This window comes from Streptomyces sp. JNUCC 63, from assembly GCF_054366325.1.
Genome location: NZ_CM135963.1, coordinates 2,065,530 through 2,081,061, shown reverse-complemented (window position 1 = coordinate 2,081,061; position 15,532 = coordinate 2,065,530). Strand labels below are relative to the sequence as shown.

At 75.9% G+C, this 15,532-nt stretch carries 10 protein-coding genes; 3 read left to right on the top strand and 7 right to left on the bottom strand.

Features of this window, described 5'->3' with window-relative positions; translation table 11 throughout:
• Window positions 1-34 precede the first annotated feature (34 nt).
• On the top strand, window positions 35-736 hold the full coding sequence (locus ACX25U_RS09385) for a ribonuclease HII (RefSeq protein WP_454390500.1): 702 nt from the start codon (window positions 35-37) through the stop codon (window positions 734-736).
• 68 nt (window positions 737-804) lie between these two features.
• A complete protein-coding gene (locus ACX25U_RS09380) occupies window positions 805-1,434 on the top strand; it encodes a hypothetical protein (RefSeq protein ID WP_454390498.1) in 630 nt (209 codons plus the stop codon).
• A gap of 36 nt (window positions 1,435-1,470) precedes the next feature.
• Here ACX25U_RS09380 and ACX25U_RS09375 read toward each other — a convergent pair whose 3' ends face one another.
• On the bottom strand, window positions 1,471-2,082 hold the full coding sequence (locus tag ACX25U_RS09375) for a hypothetical protein (RefSeq protein ID WP_454390497.1): 612 nt from the start codon (window positions 2,080-2,082) through the stop codon (window positions 1,471-1,473).
• A 283-nt stretch (window positions 2,083-2,365) separates the two neighbouring features.
• Between ACX25U_RS09375 and ACX25U_RS09370 the strand changes: the two genes are divergently transcribed.
• Window positions 2,366-4,525, top strand: a complete 2,160-nt coding sequence (locus ACX25U_RS09370) for a RecQ family ATP-dependent DNA helicase (protein WP_454390495.1) — start codon at window positions 2,366-2,368, stop codon at window positions 4,523-4,525.
• Between the two features lie 63 nt (window positions 4,526-4,588).
• Here ACX25U_RS09370 and ACX25U_RS09365 read toward each other — a convergent pair whose 3' ends face one another.
• The 6 genes from ACX25U_RS09365 to ACX25U_RS09340 form a co-directional block, all read right to left on the bottom strand.
• Window positions 4,589-5,152 carry a hypothetical protein gene (locus ACX25U_RS09365; RefSeq protein WP_454390494.1) on the bottom strand — a complete coding sequence of 188 codons (564 nt, stop codon included), beginning with the start codon at window positions 5,150-5,152 and terminating at the stop codon, window positions 4,589-4,591.
• Window positions 5,153-5,221: 69 nt separating this feature from the next.
• Window positions 5,222-9,367: a CHAT domain-containing protein gene (locus ACX25U_RS09360; protein WP_454390492.1), complete on the bottom strand. Its 4,146-nt coding sequence runs from the start codon at window positions 9,365-9,367 to the stop codon at window positions 5,222-5,224.
• Complete coding sequence (locus ACX25U_RS09355; RefSeq protein ID WP_454390490.1) at window positions 9,364-12,366, bottom strand: protein kinase domain-containing protein; 3,003 nt, start codon at window positions 12,364-12,366, stop codon at window positions 9,364-9,366. The genes ACX25U_RS09360 and ACX25U_RS09355 overlap by 4 nt, the downstream gene beginning before the upstream one ends.
• A gap of 354 nt (window positions 12,367-12,720) precedes the next feature.
• Window positions 12,721-13,632 (bottom strand): FHA domain-containing protein, encoded by a 912-nt coding sequence (locus ACX25U_RS09350; protein WP_454390488.1) that lies wholly within the window; start codon window positions 13,630-13,632, stop codon window positions 12,721-12,723.
• Complete coding sequence (locus tag ACX25U_RS09345; protein WP_454390486.1) at window positions 13,620-14,324, bottom strand: 4Fe-4S cluster-binding domain-containing protein; 705 nt, start codon at window positions 14,322-14,324, stop codon at window positions 13,620-13,622. The genes ACX25U_RS09350 and ACX25U_RS09345 overlap by 13 nt, the downstream gene beginning before the upstream one ends.
• Window positions 14,315-15,532 carry an AAA family ATPase gene (locus ACX25U_RS09340; RefSeq protein ID WP_454390484.1) on the bottom strand — a complete coding sequence of 406 codons (1,218 nt, stop codon included), beginning with the start codon at window positions 15,530-15,532 and terminating at the stop codon, window positions 14,315-14,317. Before ACX25U_RS09340 ends, ACX25U_RS09345 begins: the two co-directional genes overlap by 10 nt.

The window sequence follows — 15,532 nt, the reverse complement described above, 5'->3', positions numbered from 1 at the left end:
CGACGGGATCCGGGCAGCGTACGCTAAGGGCGCCATGCCGTACGAACCACCCACTCACACCGTCGAGCGCTCCCTCAGAGCCACGACCGGAGCGAAGGTCATTGCCGGTGTCGACGAGGTGGGGCGCGGCGCGTGGGCCGGCCCCGTCACCGTCTGCGCGGCGGTCACCGGACTGCGCCGGCCTCCTGCGGGGCTCACCGACTCCAAGCTGCTCACCGTCAAGCGACGCACCGAACTCGACGCGGAGCTGCGCCAGTGGGTGACCGCGTACGCCCTCGGGCACGCCTCCGCGGAGGAGATCGACGACCTGGGGATGACGGCCGCGCTGCGGCTCGCGGCGGTGCGCGCGCTGGAAGGGCTGCCGGCCCGTCCGGACGCCGTCATCCTCGACGGCAAGCACGACTACCTCGGCGCTCCCTGGAGGGTCCGTACGGTCGTCAAGGGCGACCGGTCGTGCGTGGCCGTCGCGGCGGCTTCGGTGATCGCCAAGGTCCACCGCGACAAAATGATGGCCGAACTGGGCATCGACCATGCAGACTTCGGTTTCGCGGCCAATGCCGGATATCCGTCGCCCGTGCACAAGGCCGCGCTGGAGGAGCGGGGACCCACCCCGCACCACCGGCTGTCGTGGGCGTATCTTGATGCGCTGCCCCGGTGGCGGCACCTCAAGAAGGTGCGCGCCTGGGCGGACGGAGCCGTTCCGGAGATCGAGGGCCAGCTCGGCTTCGACTTCTGACCGTTCCGCTCGCCCGAGGTGGTACCCCCCCCACGCGAGCCGTACCAACGTTTGATAAAAATCAGCCCATGCCTCTCATTCCCGAGGAGCCTCAGATTCACGAGAGTGCCCAGGGTCCCCGCGCCACTCCGGCCGCCGGCCGTACCGCGCCGACCCCTCGTCCCGTTCCCGGCCCCCGCCCCGCGGCTCCGCCGCGCCCCGGTCGTCCCGGCCCCGTGCGGCCCGCGCCGCAGGCGCAACGCACGCCGCGAGAAGGGGCCGCGGCCAAGCCCAAGCCGTCGGGGCCCGCTGCCCCCGCGGCCTCGGCGGCCCCGCAGATCCAGCTGATCCCGGCCTCCGCCCAGGGAGCGCTCGACGCCGCCGAGGAAGCGGTCGACCTGCTCCTGGAGTCGGGCCGTGCCCCCGGCGACGTGCTGGTGATCACCACCGGTGAGCCGCACCCGTGGGCGGCGCACGAGCTGTCCTTCGGTGAGGCGTCCTACTGGGCGCAGCACGACGCGCGCGACGACGTCTTCTACGCGGACGCCGCCGTGGCCTCACGTGCCGCGTCGCGTCCCGTGGTCGTGGTCGCCGTCAACGGCGGCACCGACAGCGCCGCCGCCACGGCGCTGCCCCTGGCCCACTCCCGGGCCGGCGCGCTGCTGATCGTCTGCGGCGACCCGCAGCAGATCAATTCGATGCTGGGCGCGGGCGTCTGAACCGCCGTCGGCACGCCGGAGGCGTTGCCGACGGCGTCAGCGGGCCGCCGCCCGGCGCAGCACCTCGGAGGCCGCCCCTCCGGTGCGCGGCGGGGGCGGCAACTCGGCCGTACCGAAGGGCTCGGGTGCCGAGTCCGCGTTCGGCCGGCGGCCCCCGCGGCCCTCGCCGAGGACCTGCCAGCCGTCCCGGGTCAGCGTGATGTACGCCCCGCAGCGCAGTCCGTGCAGGGTACAGGCGTCACGCAGACCCCACATCCACGCACCGTCCTCCTCCGTCCAACGCGCGTCTCCGTCACGGCAGTAGAGCAGTACGGCGGTGCGCACCGGAGTGCGGCGCCGCAGATCGTGCGGGATGACCCGGCGCAGCTGGGCGAGCAGCGCGTTGCGGAGCATCCAGCCGTCGGCGGGCGCCGGCCGGCGGGTGAACGACGCGCTCGCCCGCAGCCGGTCGTCCGGGTCGAGGACCGCGATCACAGCGGTGGCCGGCGTGGGCCGGTGCCGGGCATGCAGTCCGCTGACGACCTCGCGGGGATTGCGCAGCAGAGGGATGCCCGCGGCGGCCCACTCCGCGGGTTCGAGCACGCGATGGGCGGAGGCGGCGGGCGTCGACAACGACACCGCCGAGGACGGAGCGAATCCGAAGGTCACGTTCCTCCCTTCGGCAACGCGCCCACACTGCGGGCGTGGTCGGATTCGGGGGAGCGCACACCGCAGGAGAGCCCTACCGGATCACGGCCGAGCCGTGCGGGGAGCGGACTTCAATTCTTCCTGTCGAACTTGAATGCGGCAACGAGCAATTGAGGGCACCGGCCCTTATCGGGCAACCCGCGGCTTATATCCCTACCCGCTGTGCTGCCGTACGACTCCTGGGACCGGCCCCGCCGGGGGACCGGAGTGGCTGATTGTCAGTGCCATCGGGTTGCATGGAGGCATGGACGATCTGGAACTCCGCGCCGAAGCCGACGCCGTCCTCGCCGAGCTCGTCGGTGAGCCGGGAGGCTCGGCGCGGTTGCGGGAGGACCAGTGGCAGGCGGTGGCGGCCCTGGTGGAGGAGCGGCGGCGTGCACTGGTGGTGCAGCGCACCGGCTGGGGCAAGTCGGCGGTGTACTTCGTCGCCACCGCTCTGCTGCGCCGGCGCGGCTCCGGCCCGACGGTGATCGTCTCTCCGCTGCTGGCGCTGATGCGCAACCAGGTCGAGTCGGCGGCACGGGCCGGTATCCGGGCGCGCACCATCAACTCGGCCAACCCCGAGGAGTGGGACAGCGTCCACGAGGAGATCGAGCGTGGCGAGATCGACGTTCTCCTGGTAAGTCCGGAGCGCCTCAACTCGGTGGATTTCCGCGAGCGGGTGCTGCCCGGGCTCGCGGCCACGACCGGTCTGCTGGTGGTCGACGAGGCGCACTGCATCTCCGACTGGGGGCATGACTTCCGGCCGGACTACCGCCGGCTGCGGGCGATGCTGGCCGGGCTCGCCCCCGGCGTCCCAGTGCTGGCCACCACGGCGACCGCCAACGCGCGGGTCACCGCGGACGTGGCCGAACAGTTGGGCACCGGCGCCGGCGAGGCCCTGGTGCTGCGGGGCCCGCTGGAGAGGGAGAGCCTGCGGCTGGGCGTGGTCCGGCTGCCGGACGCCGCGCACCGCCTGGCCTGGCTCGCCGAGCACCTGGACGAGCTGCCGGGCTCCGGGATCGTCTACACCCTCACCGTCGCCGCCGCCGAGGAGGCCACCGCCTTCCTGCGGCAGCGCGGCTTCAAGGCGGCCTCCTACACGGGGCGCACGGAGAACGCCGACCGGCTGCAGGCCGAGGCCGACCTGCTGGAGAACCGGGTCAAGGCGCTGGTCGCGACCTCGGCACTCGGGATGGGCTTCGACAAGCCGGACCTGGGCTTCGTGGTCCACCTCGGCTCGCCGTCCTCGCCGATCGCCTACTACCAGCAGGTGGGGCGCGCGGGGCGCGGAGTGGCCCACGCCGATGTGCTGCTGCTGCCGGGCAAGGAGGACGAGGCCATCTGGCGCTACTTCGCCGACACCGCCTTCCCGCCCGAGGCACAGGTCCGCCAGACCCTCTCGGCCCTCGCGGATGCGCAACGGCCACTGTCCGTGCCGGCTCTGGAGGCCCTGGTCGACCTCCGGCGCAGCCGGCTGGAGACGATGCTGAAGGTGCTGGACGTCGACGGCGCGGTGAAGCGGGTGAAGGGCGGCTGGATCTCCACCGGCGAGCAGTGGGCCTACGACTCCGAGCGGTACGCCCGGGTCGCCCGGCAGCGGGCGGCCGAACAGCAGGCCATGCGCGAGTACGCGAGCACGGCCCAGTGCCGGATGGAGTTCCTGCGCCGGCAGCTGGACGACGAGGGGGCGGCCCCGTGCGGCCGTTGTGACAACTGCGCGGGGGCCTGGGCCGATGCCTCCGTCTCGGCGGAGACGCTGGCGGGTGCGGCGAAGGAGCTGGACCGCCCGGGGGTGGAGATCGAGCCGCGCCGGATGTGGCCGACGGGGATGCCCGCACTGGGCATCGACCTCAAGGGACGTATCCCGGCCAAGGAGCAGTGCTCCACCGGGCGTGCCCTGGGACGGCTCTCGGACATCGGCTGGGGCAACCGGCTGCGCCCGCTGCTGGCCGAGGACGCGCCCGACGGGCCGGTTCCCGACGATGTCCTGCGGGCCGCGGTGGCGGTCCTCGCCGACTGGGCGCGCTCTCCGGGCGGCTGGGCGCCGGATGTCCCGGATGCCGCTGCCCGGCCCGTGGGTGTCGTCGCCGTGCCGTCCCTGTCCCGTCCGCAACTGGTCGGTTCCCTCGCCCAGGGCATCGCGACCGTCGGGCGCCTCCCCTTCCTGGGGACCCTGACGTACACCGGGCCGAGCGGCGAGCACACGGCACGCCGCAGCAACTCCGCCCAACGCCTCAGGGCACTGTCCGGCGCCCTCACCGTCTCCGAGGAGCTGGCCGGTGCCCTGGCCCGCTCTCCCGGCCCCGTCCTGCTCGTGGACGACCGCACCGACTCCGGCTGGACCCTCGCGGTCGCCGCCCGTCTGCTCCGCCGGGCCGGCAGCGAACAGGTTCTTCCCCTGGTCCTGGCCGCGGCGGGCTGAGATCTCCGCGATCTCCGCGATCTCCGCACGGGGAACCGGGCTCGCCCGGGGCCTCCACGCGCGTCACCCCGGTGTCGGACCCGTCACCCCCAGGTCCGTCCGCATGGCCGCCCGCATCCGGGCCAGGACGTCCCAGCCGCCCCTGATGGCGTCCCGTACGGCCGTCAGGTCGTCGCCGTCCCGGGCGGTGCCCCGGGTCAGGCGGACGAGACCGCCGTAGACGCCGCCCAGGCAGTGGTTGGCCCGCCGCACCTCGGTCAGCACCGCGTCCGGGACGATCATCTGCGCCTCGGCGTAGCGCCTGCGGTACTCGACGCGGGCCGTCTCCATCGCGGTGAGGGACTCCTGGGAGGTGCCGTCACCGCCGGCCCGCAGGGCGTGGCAGTGGTCGCTCAGCGTGGCCAGGTAGTGGCGGGCCGCGGCGTTCAGCTCCGTGTACGCCGCCCGGCGTGCCTCCCGGCCCGTGTCCGCGCGTTGCGCCTCCAGCTCGGTCCGGCGGACGCGGTCCATGCGCTCCCACTCCTCGCGGCGCAGCGCGTCCCCGCGGCGCTGTGTCAGCCACGCCGAACCCAGCGTGCCCGCCACGCCCACCGCCGCCGCCAGCAGCCCCGCCACGGCCGTGTCCATCGGACCTCCCCCTCGACCTCGCCGTACCGACGTCCCCGCGTCGGCCGTCCAGTGTCCCAGGCCCGGCCCTCAGTGTCCCTGGCAGGCGAACGCCGCCCACAGCTCCAGGGCCGTCGGATCGCCGTCGTGCAGGAGGCCGGCGACCGACCGCGGCATCCCCTCGGTGCGCCGGTCCGGGTCCAGCAGCCACAACTGGGTCTCCCGCAGAGCCCGTACCGGAGTGGCGCCGGCCCGCAGCCGGTCGTGGAAGACGAACATCATCAGGCCGGTCAGCCCGTCGGGGACCTCCCAGCGGGAGCCGACCACAGCGGTGGCCCCGGCGGCCAGGAAGGCCGTGGACAGGGTCAGCGCCTCGTCGAAGTCGCCCGTGGTGTGGTCGCTGACGCAGGCGTCCAGGACCACCAGGCCACCGGGGGCACCGGGCGGGCGGCCCCGCGCCTGCCGGAGGATCTCGCGCACCGGCAGCCGGCCGGCCCCCTCCCCGGGTGACTCCTCGGCGGGCGGCGCCAGCAGCAGGCAGGAGTCCAGCGGGGAGCCGCCCGAGGGGCGGGCGTGGCAGGCCAGGTGCAGTACGGACGCCCCGGCACCCCCGTGGCCCGGCAGCGCGGCCAGCACCTCGGCGGGCTCGCCCCGTCCCGCCGCCCGGCGCACCCGGCCCAGCAGCAGGCCCTTCGGGTACAGCTCGCGGTGGACCTGCCGGGCCTCGGCGGTGGCACCGGGCAGGCTGCCGTCCGGGTTGCCGACGATCACCGGCCGGGCCTCCAGGGGCAGCCGGGGCCGCCCCAGCACCTCGTGCAACTGGCGGGCGGAGGCCGCGTAGGAGAGGACCAGGCGCTCCACCGCCCGCACCGGCCGGCCCCCGTGCCGCAGCCCGCTGCTGAGCAGCGCCGCGTGCCAGGGGATGCCGCCGAGCGTCCCGAACGGCACCAGTACCAGGTGCGGTTCGGCGCCCAGGTCCCGGATGAGCGGGGAGCGGGCGAGCGGCGCCATCACCACCGGCCCGGCCCAGTCGCACAGTTCCTCCAGCGCGGAGCGCCAGCGCAGGTGGGCCGCGTTCTGGGCGCCCTGGTCCGCACCCCGGTCCAGGACGGCCTGCCGGTGGCGGTGGGCCGCGCGGTACGCCTCCAGCACGTCGAGCGCCTCGGACCGCAGCAGGCCGAAGCCGACCGTGCCGACCTGTGCGTCCCGGGTGACGACCACCGCCGTACCGCCGCCCCCGCCGCCGGGCGGCAGCAGGTACACCAGCGCCTGCGCGTCGGCCCGGCGCAGCGACCCGGCGATCTCCTCGACGGTCGGCGGCGTCATCAGGGCGGTGCCCGCCCGGGACCGGGCCAGCGCGGTCAGCGTGCGCTGCCGCAGGTCGTCCGGGAGCGGCAGCTCCGCCCCCTCGCCGAGCGCGCCCAGCAGCGAGCCGGGGCCGTCCAGCAGCGCCGCCAGGTCGGGCGCGGCCGCCGGTCCGCGGCCGTCGCCGCCCTCCCATTCCCCGGCGAGGTCCTCCCGGCCCGCCTCGCGCAGCAGCGCGGGCACGTCCGCGGTGGTCGTGGAGGCGTGCAGCACCTGGCCGCGGCCCAGCTCCAGGGCCGCCACCGCCCCGGCGAGATCGCCGTCCGCCAGGCACCAGCGGGCCACCTGCACCGCCCGGTCGGCGGCCGTCCGGGCCATCTGGAGCGCCGGTTCGGCGGCGGCCTGGAGCAGTACGACGGTGGCCGCCTCGCGCAGCCCGGCGATGCCGGTACGCCGCCCGGCCTCCGCGTCGCCGGGAGCCGCGCGGACGCGCAGCGCGTCGGCGAGGACGTTGGTCAGGAGGGTGCCCACCGGGGACGGCGGCCGGTCCGCGAGGCGCTCGCGCGCGGCACGGGCCACCTCGACGGCCCGGTCGGCGTCCCCGGGCACGCGCGCGTGCCGGAACCGCGTGTGGCACAGCACCGCGTACAGCGCGCTCGCCCGCAGGCTCTCCTGGCTGTCCGGATCGGCGCCGTCCAGCACCTTCCGCAGCATCGTCTCCGCCGACTCCACACCCCGCCGGTTGTACGGGGTGAACGACGTCATCAGCAGCGCACCGGCGGTACGCAGCAGCAGCCTGAGCCGATCCGGATGATCCGCGGGAAGCGCCTCCGTCGTCTCCGACATCAGCATCAGCCCCTCCATGCGGTCCCGCACGGAACCGCCGCCCTGGAAGGACCGCAGCAGCAGCATCAGCCCGTAGTCCGCGTCCAGCGGCAGCCGCGCCGGATCGTCCTCGGCCACCGTCTCCCGCAGCCGTCCCAGCGACTCGACGGCCGCCGTCAGCCCGGCCCGCGAACCCGACGCCATGGCGTGCATGAACTGGAGCTGCGTCAAGCCGTGTTCGAGGTGGAGCCGGTCGTGCTCGAAGTACTGCAGATCGACCCGCACGCCGACGCCCCCGCCGTCGAGGACGGCACCGACCTCCCGCATGTAGCGTGTGGCGGTCTCCAGGTCCTGCAGGTCGCCGCCGGCCTGGTAGCGGCGGTAGAGGTTGACGGCCAGGTTCTGCAGGTACACCACCCGGTTGACGTCGTCGACCGCCGTCTGCCGGAACGCCGCCGTCAGATGGCGGATCGCCGCGTCCAGGTCGTCGGCCGAGTGGGACAGGGCGTGCCGCTGGCTGAGCGCCGCCGCGTACGCCCCGTGCGTCTGCGAGGCGAACCCCGGGGTGTCGGACGGCACCCGCATGGACTCGTTGAGGAGGGCGATCGTCCGGTCGACGTCCGCCAGGTGACCGCCGCCCCGGTCGTCCCGGACGATGGCCGCGTGGGCGAGCTGGTTCAGCAGGTCGGCGCGCGTCGGGTCGTTCTCCGGGCAGAGCTCGACCGCCCGCTCCAGATGGTGCAGGGCCTCGGCGTTGTCGTACTCGGCGGGCCGGCGCTCGCGCAGCACGTTCAGCAGGCAGCCGAGTACGGCGTGGCTGGGCAGCCGCAGCCCGTCGTCGTCGGCCAGCCGGTCCAGCGCCTCCCGCAGCAGGCAGACCGCCTCCGTGTTCTCCGGCATCGGGTCGGGGCCGGCTGTCCCGACCCGCTCGGCGAGCGCCGCGCCGAGCATGGCCGCCGCGTGGGCGCGGTGGACGTCCTCGGAGTCCAGCAGCCGGTGCAGGTCGCGCAGCCGCGCGAGGTACGCCGCCCGGTCGCCGGCCGTGATACGCCCGCCGCCGCGCTCGCGGTAGACGTCCACGAGGTGCGCGGCGGCGAACACCCGCGCGTAGTGGTCCTCGGGGAGGGTCGCGGCCAGCAGCTCCAGATGGGCGTGCGCCTCTTCGGCGTGAATGGCCTCGGGCGACTCCAGGAGCAGCCGGACCAGCCGGACGCGGGCCTCGGTCTCCACCTCGTCGGCCTCGTCCGCCCAGGAGCCGGCCCCCTCCTCGGCGGGCTGCCAGCCGGCCGGGCGCAGCCCCTCCAGCACCCACTCCAGGACGGCCGCCGCCTGCCGCAGGTCGCCGGCGTCGCGGTCGCGCTCGTAACGGTCGGCGAGCGCACAGCCGTAGGCGACGAACAGCCCCGGATGCGCGTCGTCCGCCAGTCCCGGCACCCCGTCCCCGAAGGCGGCCAGCGCCTCGTCCAGGTCGTCCTCGCGGGCGTCGGGGACGGCCGGGGGTGGGGTCCACGGGCTTTCGGGGGTGGTGGTCGTGTGCGGGTTTTCGTGTTCGCGGGTGTGGACGGCGGCCTGGGGCGGGGCGTCCGAGTTCCTGTCCCGGCCGTCGGTGGTGGTCGCGTCCTCGGGGCCGGCTCCGCGGGCCTCAGGGGCCGGCGTCGGGTCCGGTGTCCTCGGCTCGTCGTCCTGGCCGGCGGCGGCCGTCGCGTCCTCGTGGCGGGAGTGGAGGAGCAGACCGAGGCGGACGCAGGCCGTGGTGTACGACGGGTCGTCCTGGCGCAGTGTGGCGCGGGCGAGCGCCAGTTGCCCGGCCGCGGCCCGCCGCAGGCCGTGCGGGTCCTCGATGCCGTAGGCGTCCGCGTGTCCGGCCACCGCCTGCCAGTAGCCCACCGACAGGGTGAGCCCCAGCAGGAAGCGGGCCTTGGCCAGGGCCGCCGGGTCGGCGCCGCCGCCCTGGTCCTCCAGCAGGTCCCGGGCGTCCAGCAGGACCTGGTGACAGCGCCGCCAGGACGCGCCCGCCTCCTCGGGGCGGTCCTGCTCGTCGTGGTCCTCCAGCAGCCGCTCGGCCTGTTCGAGCAGCGCCGGCGGGCCGGCGTCCGGCACGGTCACCGCGCCGCGCGCCGGGTGCGGTGGAGTGCGAAACCACCCAGGTACGCGCACAGCGGCAGGGCCAGGAGCAGCGCCGCCCAGAACGCCGCGTGGCCCCAGTTCCGGGCGAACTCCGAGAACAGGTCAGGCAGCACGGGAACGCTCAGCGCACGCGCGGGCTCCACCGGCGGCGGCCACAGGCCGAGCGCGGCGACCCCGAGGACCGCCCAGCCGAACACCCGCCGGGCGACGACCGGTGAGCCCAGCGCCGCCAGGGAGCACACCACCGTGCACACCAGCACGTACTGCGACTGGTACGCGGCGCCCTGCTGCCCGGTGCCCCACGAGGCGAGCGTCGGGTGCTCCCCGTCGAGCGCGACCCGCAGCTCGACGGCGGCCCACAGCAGAGTGACCAGCGTGAGCAGCGCGGACAGACCGAACAGCATGCGGTCCCGGCCGCCGGGCGACCCGGTCCGCCATCGCGAGGGGTCCTGGTACGGGCGACGGGGCAGCCCGGCCCGGGCACGGCGCTGCTCGGCCCGCTCCCGCCGCAACCGCGCCCATTGCTCCTCCGCCGTGCGGGCCCGGTCGATCAGCCACCGGGCCAGGTTCATCAGCAGCAGGCAGGCCACCGGTACGAGGACGAGCGCCACGACGCCGTTCCAGCTGCGCCAGCCGCCCACCAGGTGACCCAGCCGCTCGGCCAGCCAGTCGGGGGCGTGCAGCGGGTCGAGCGGGGGCAGGTCCGGGCTCGCGCAGCCGACGTAGACCACGAGCGCGGCCCCGAGCAGCAGCAGCCGGCGGGAGATCCGCGCGGGGGCCGCCGCGAAGGCCACCGCGCCGGTCAGCGCCACCGCGGTCAGCCCGGTCTGCGTCGCCGACGCCACGTCGGCGGCCCGGGCGAGCGGCGCGGTCAGCGCGTCGGCGGGATCCAGCGCGTGCCGGCCGATCCCGCTGTCGTGGACGGACCGCAGCATGGAGCCGGACCCCAGCAGCAGCCAGAACATCAGGAACAGCACGGCGGCCGCGCCCAGCCGCTGCGCCAGCGGCTTCCGGGCGGCGGACCACCACTCGGCGAACGTGACCTCGTGGTCCTGCCCGAGCGCGTCGGCGCGCAGCACCCGCGGCAGCAGCACGGCCGCCGCGACCAGCGCTCCCCGCCCCCGCACCGTCGTCACCGCGCCGCGCGCGGCCTGGCCGTGCAGCGCCGCCCAGCGGCGCAGGAACGCGGCGTCGCGGGGGTCGCGCCGGTGCAGCACGGCGGCCGCCCGATGGCGCAGGGCGTTCAGGCCGGCCGGCCCGGCGAGCATCCCGGCGGGCGCCCTGCCGAGGAGCGCGGTGAGCGGGCCGGGCAGCCCGGCCAGCGGCAGCAGGGCCTGCCGGCGCCGCTCGGGGTGCACGATGAGGGCGGCGGCCAGCCCGTACGCGTCGTCGGTCTCGCGCCGGTCGAGGCCCGCGTCACCGCCGCCGCGCCGGCCCAGTGCGCGGGCCCGGCCGCGGACGTCCTCGATCGTGAGCGGCAGTTCGTCGGCCAGCGCGGCCAGCACCGCGCACGGCCCGTCACCGCACCCGGGGTGGGCGCAGCGGAAACCGGCCGCGATGGTCGGCACGTCGGCCCGCAGCAGCTCGTCGACGAGGGCCACCGCGCCCCGGCCCTGTGCGATGCGGGCGATCCCCTCGGCGTCCACCCGCCGGCCCCGGTACTGCGGAGACGCGGTGGGCGCGAAGGTGGCCACGAAGGACAGTGCCGCCACGGCCGCCCGGACCGGCCGGTCCGGGCCCTTCCGCAGCGCGAGCAGCTGGCCGCTGTCGTACGCGGTGTCCTCCAGGTCCTCGCGCAGCCACCGCTCGAGGGCGGGGCCGCCCTGGCCGGCGAGCCAGTCCGCGGCCTCCTGCGAGTGCCGGGCCATCGCCGCGGCGAGGCTCTCGGCGTCGTGGTGGGCGGTGCCGCGGAAGGTGAGGGGCCGGTTGGCGTGACGCGCGGCGGCCGGCGCGGTGGTGGGGGCCGCGGGCCGGACCACGGGCGGGTCCTCGCCCTTGAGCCAGCGGCGTACCTCGCCCGCGGTCCACCGGTCGTCGGGGTCCTTGGTCAGCAGCCCCTGCAGCAGCAGGTTCTGCCGGGCGTCGGTGACGGCCGACAGGTCGGCCTCGTGGTTGAGGATCAGCGCCCTGGTCCAGGCCTCGTCGGTGATACGCGCGTCGTCGCCGAGGACGTACAGCGGGCGCCCGGTGAACACCTGGTACAGCACCAGGCCGAGCGTCCACCACGGGGTGGCCCGCAGGTTCTGGGGGACGAGCTGCTCCGGCGCCATGTACAGGACGGTGATCTGGAAGTCGCGGAAGCTCTGGCTGGCGGTGAAGCGGGCCACGCCCCCGAAGTCCGCGACGACGAACTCGTGCCGGACACGGCCGGCCCGGCCACCGCCCTTCCTGCCGCCGCCGCTGCCGTCGCCCCGCACCTCGCGGACCAGGATGTTGGCGGGCTTGAGGTCCAGCGGGTTGCGGTCGATGCGGGTCTGCCAGAAGTCGAGCAGGTCGGTCAGCTCGCGTACGGTCCGCTCCGTGTCGGCCCGGTCCGCACGCGGCCTGCCGTCGCGCAGCCGCCGCAGGAGGTGGTCCTCCAGGGTGGTCGGCAGGTACTCCATCGCCGCCCAGCCGCACACCGTCGGGCCCACCGCCACGTCGCCGAACTCGTGGATGCGGGGTACGTGCCGCTGGAAGCCCTCGGTCGCGAGGTGCTCCAGCGTGTCCAGGTCCATCGACTGGCCCGGGTGCGCGATCTTCACCGCCGCGTCGGTGCCGTCGGCGAGCCGCCGTACGTGCCAGACCGTGCCCTCGCTTCCCGTGCCGGCCACGTTGTACGGCTCGTAGCGGTCGCGCAGTCCTTGGGGGAACTCGCCGCGCGCGGTGTTGTGGGCCTCGCGGCGCGTGGGCGGGTCCGTGCCGGCGGCGGGGCCCGGGGCGGCGTTGGCGCGGGTGGGCGCGTCGGGGCCCTGGAGCCGGGTCGCGGGACTCGGCACGCCGGGTGCGGGGCCGTCGCCGGATCGGGGGGTGCGGGGTTTGCCGGGCCGGGGCCGCTGCTTGCGGGTGGGCGGGCTGGGCTGTGTCGTGCCGGTGCCGGGCTGACGGGGCGGGGTGTCCTGGCGCTGTAAACGGGTGGGCGGGCTCGGTGGTGTCGACGCCTGGCCCGGTGCCTGGCGCTGCCTGCGCGTCGGCGGACTCGGGTGCGGGCGCGGTGACTCGGCGGGGCGCGCCGGCTCCTCGTTCGGGTTGTCGGCCATGCGGTTCCTCGGAGGGTTCCAGGTCACCCGGCGTGTCGCCGGGCTCGTACGGGTGAGGGCGGTGGGGGCGCCATGGCGGGGGTGCCGTGCGGCTCAGCGGGGTGCGCCGTACTCGTCGAGTTCGACGAGGTCGACGTCCACCGACTCGGGCTTCTGCGCCAGTTGGAGGCGGTGCCTGCCGGGCCAGAGCTGGACGGGGCGGGTGACGCGCACACCGTCGACGTAGGTGCCGTTGGACGAGCCGACGTCGGTGACGTAGAGCATGCCCGCGTGCCAGGTCAGCTCGGCGTGCCGACGGGAGAGCTGGTCGAGGTCCGCCAGCCCCGGCACGTGGGCGCAGTCGGGCGCGTCCCGGCCCAGTTCGGTGCTGCCCTGCTCCGGGCCGCGTACGGGGATCAGGGCACCGGCCAGCACGAGGGCCAGTTGCGGTGCGGCCGGCGCCGGGACCGGGCCGGGCCGGGGCGCTCCCCGGCCGGGAGGCGGTGTGGCGGCGGGCGGTGCCTGCACGCGGGTGGGGGTGGCGTGGCCGCCGGACGGGCGGGCGGAGGGCGGGCGGGCCTGTGCCGGGTCCGCGTGGGCATCGCCGCCCTGCCTGCCACCGCCGGTGCGGCGCCGGCCGGTGCGGCCGGGGTCGCCGTCCGAGCCGGCCGGCCGGGGAGCGGCACGCCCGCCGCGCGCGCCGGGCTCCGGTGCCGGGGAGCCGGCCCCGGCCCGGCCCGGACGTCGTACCCCGGCATCGGCGTTGCCCGGTGTCGCCTTTCCCGTCCCGGCCGCGGCGCCGCCCGGGGCCGTCGTTCCTGCCCGGGGCGCGCCGTCACCCGGCGTCGCCGTACCCGTCCCGGTGTCCCCACCCGCGCCGGCCCCGTCGTCCGTCCCGGCCGTCAAGTAGACCCGTTCGGGGACGAGCCGCTCCCACTCGTGGTTCTGGCAGAAGCCCCGTCTCGGCGACGACGGGCACTCGTCGGGTGTCACCGGGCAGCGGTAGCGGACGGTCACGGTCGCCATGTGTTCTCCCGGAAGGTCACGCCGCGGGCGGCGAGGCCGCGTTCCAGTGCGCTCAGTTCGCCGGGCCGGGGCACGCCGACGACGTGCACGGCACCGTCGGTCACCCGCACCTGGAGCTCGGGACGGTCGGGCCGCCGCTCCAGGTGCGGGCCGTAGCGCCGCCGGCCGAGGGGCGTGCGGGGCAGCAGCCGCTGGTTGGCGGAGCCGCGCCACACCAGGCGGGTCGGCTCGCCCGCCCGGTACCGGCCGGTGACGACGGCGTCCGCCAGGCCGAGAGCGTCCGCGGCGGGCGGCGAGGCGGCGATCTCGGCGTCCTCCCAGCCGGTGTAGACCAGCAGGTCGGCATCCGGCCGCCCGGCCTCGCGGCGTACCTGGTCGGCGGCGGTGAGAAACGCGGCCAGGGCCGCCGGTTGCGCCAGGGGCTCGCCGCCGCTGACGGTCAGCCCGTCGTAGCCGTCGGCCAGCGCGCGCCGCCACAGTCCGGCCAGGCGGCCCACCCCGACGTCCCGGCCGCCGCGCGGGTCCCAGGTGTGGCGGGACATGCACCCGGCGCAGGCGAGCGGGCAGCCCTGCACCCACACCCCGAGCCGCCGGCCCGGCCCCAGGGCGGTGATCGGTCCGAGCACCTCGGAGACCCGCAGTACGGCCCCGGCGGCGGGCGGCGTCCCGGCCGGGCCGCCGTTCACCTCCATCGCCGTACCTTCAGGGTGAACGCGTCGTCCCGGCCGTCCACGGCCTCGACCTCGATGTGCTCCCCGGGCCGGGCGGGCTCGTGGAACAGCTCCCGGGACAGCGGGTTGACGAGCGCCGACTCCACGGCCGTCACCACGCCGCGCCCCCCGTGGTCCAGGCGTCCGGTGGCCTGCACCCGCAGGACCTCCCAGGCGTCGTCGGCGACCGTCAGTTCGGCGCCGTGCACCTCCTTGACGCGGGCGGTCACCGAGGCGAGGGCCTTGTTGAGGATCAGCGGCACCGAGTCGGGCTGGATGAAGTCCATGGGGACGAAGCTGTCGCCGAAGCGGTTGCGCAGTTCGGGCCGGCCGATGTGGTCGTTGAAGAAGGTGTCGAACGCCGCCCGCAGGGCCTCCCGCACGTCCTCGGGCCGGTCGTGCCGGCTGAGCCGCGCCGGTCGCGCCGCCGCCTGCCCGCCGTCGTCCCCGGCATCACCCTCGCCGCCCTCGCCGGCGCCGTCGCCCCCGCCGTCCGGCCGGGCACCGCGCCGGTTCCGCGGCCGGAGGACCTCCGCGGACACGCCCAGGTTCGACGTGAAGATCAGCACGCACTCGGTGAAGTGCACCGTGGCGCCCTGGCCGTCGGTGAGCCGGCCGTCCTCCAGGATCTGCAGGAACAGGTCGAACAGCCGCGGGTGCGCCTTGTCGATCTCGTCGAAGAGCAGCACGCTCATCGGTTGCGCGCGCACCGCGTTGGTCAGCTCGCCGCCCGCGCTGTGCCCGACGAAGCCGGGCGGGGCGCCGATCAGCCGGTCCCGGGCGTGCTCCTCGGCGAACTCGCTCATGTCGAAGCGGATCGGGCGGGCGTCCTCGCCGAGGATCATCTTGGCGACGCCCTTGGCCAGTTCGGTCTTGCCGACACCCGTGGGCCCGGACAGGAACAGTGTGCCGCGCGGCCGGCTGGGCGAACTGGACGACTGCGCGCCGGTCAGCCCGGCCGCGGACCGCATGAAGATCTCGACGGTGCGGCGGACCGCGTGCGGCTGGCCGATGACCTCGGCGTCGAGGTACTCCTCGCCGTGCAGGATGTTCTCCCGCACCGCCTGGGTCGCCCAGGGGTTGTCCATGACGCCGACCCGGTACAGCCGCGCCGCCTCGTCCAGGCGGCTCAGCGGCAGCTCCCGGTCGGCGGCCATCCGCCCGACCGCCAGGATCTCGCCGACGCCCAT

What these genes read in the sequence shown, in the direction of transcription:
- ACX25U_RS09340 (WP_454390484.1), bottom strand. Translation starts at nt 15,532, where the DNA reads ATGGGCGTCGGCGAGATCCTGGCGGTCGGGCGGATGGCCGCCGACCGG.
- ACX25U_RS09350 (WP_454390488.1), bottom strand. Translation starts at nt 13,632, where the DNA reads ATGGCGACCGTGACCGTCCGCTACCGCTGCCCGGTGACACCCGACGAG.
- ACX25U_RS09370 (WP_454390495.1), top strand. Translation starts at nt 2,366, where the DNA reads ATGGACGATCTGGAACTCCGCGCCGAAGCCGACGCCGTCCTCGCCGAG.
- ACX25U_RS09365 (WP_454390494.1), bottom strand. Translation starts at nt 5,152, where the DNA reads ATGGACACGGCCGTGGCGGGGCTGCTGGCGGCGGCGGTGGGCGTGGCG.
- ACX25U_RS09385 (WP_454390500.1), top strand. Translation starts at nt 35, where the DNA reads ATGCCGTACGAACCACCCACTCACACCGTCGAGCGCTCCCTCAGAGCC.
- ACX25U_RS09380 (WP_454390498.1), top strand. Translation starts at nt 805, where the DNA reads ATGCCTCTCATTCCCGAGGAGCCTCAGATTCACGAGAGTGCCCAGGGT.
- ACX25U_RS09345 (WP_454390486.1), bottom strand. Translation starts at nt 14,324, where the DNA reads ATGGAGGTGAACGGCGGCCCGGCCGGGACGCCGCCCGCCGCCGGGGCC.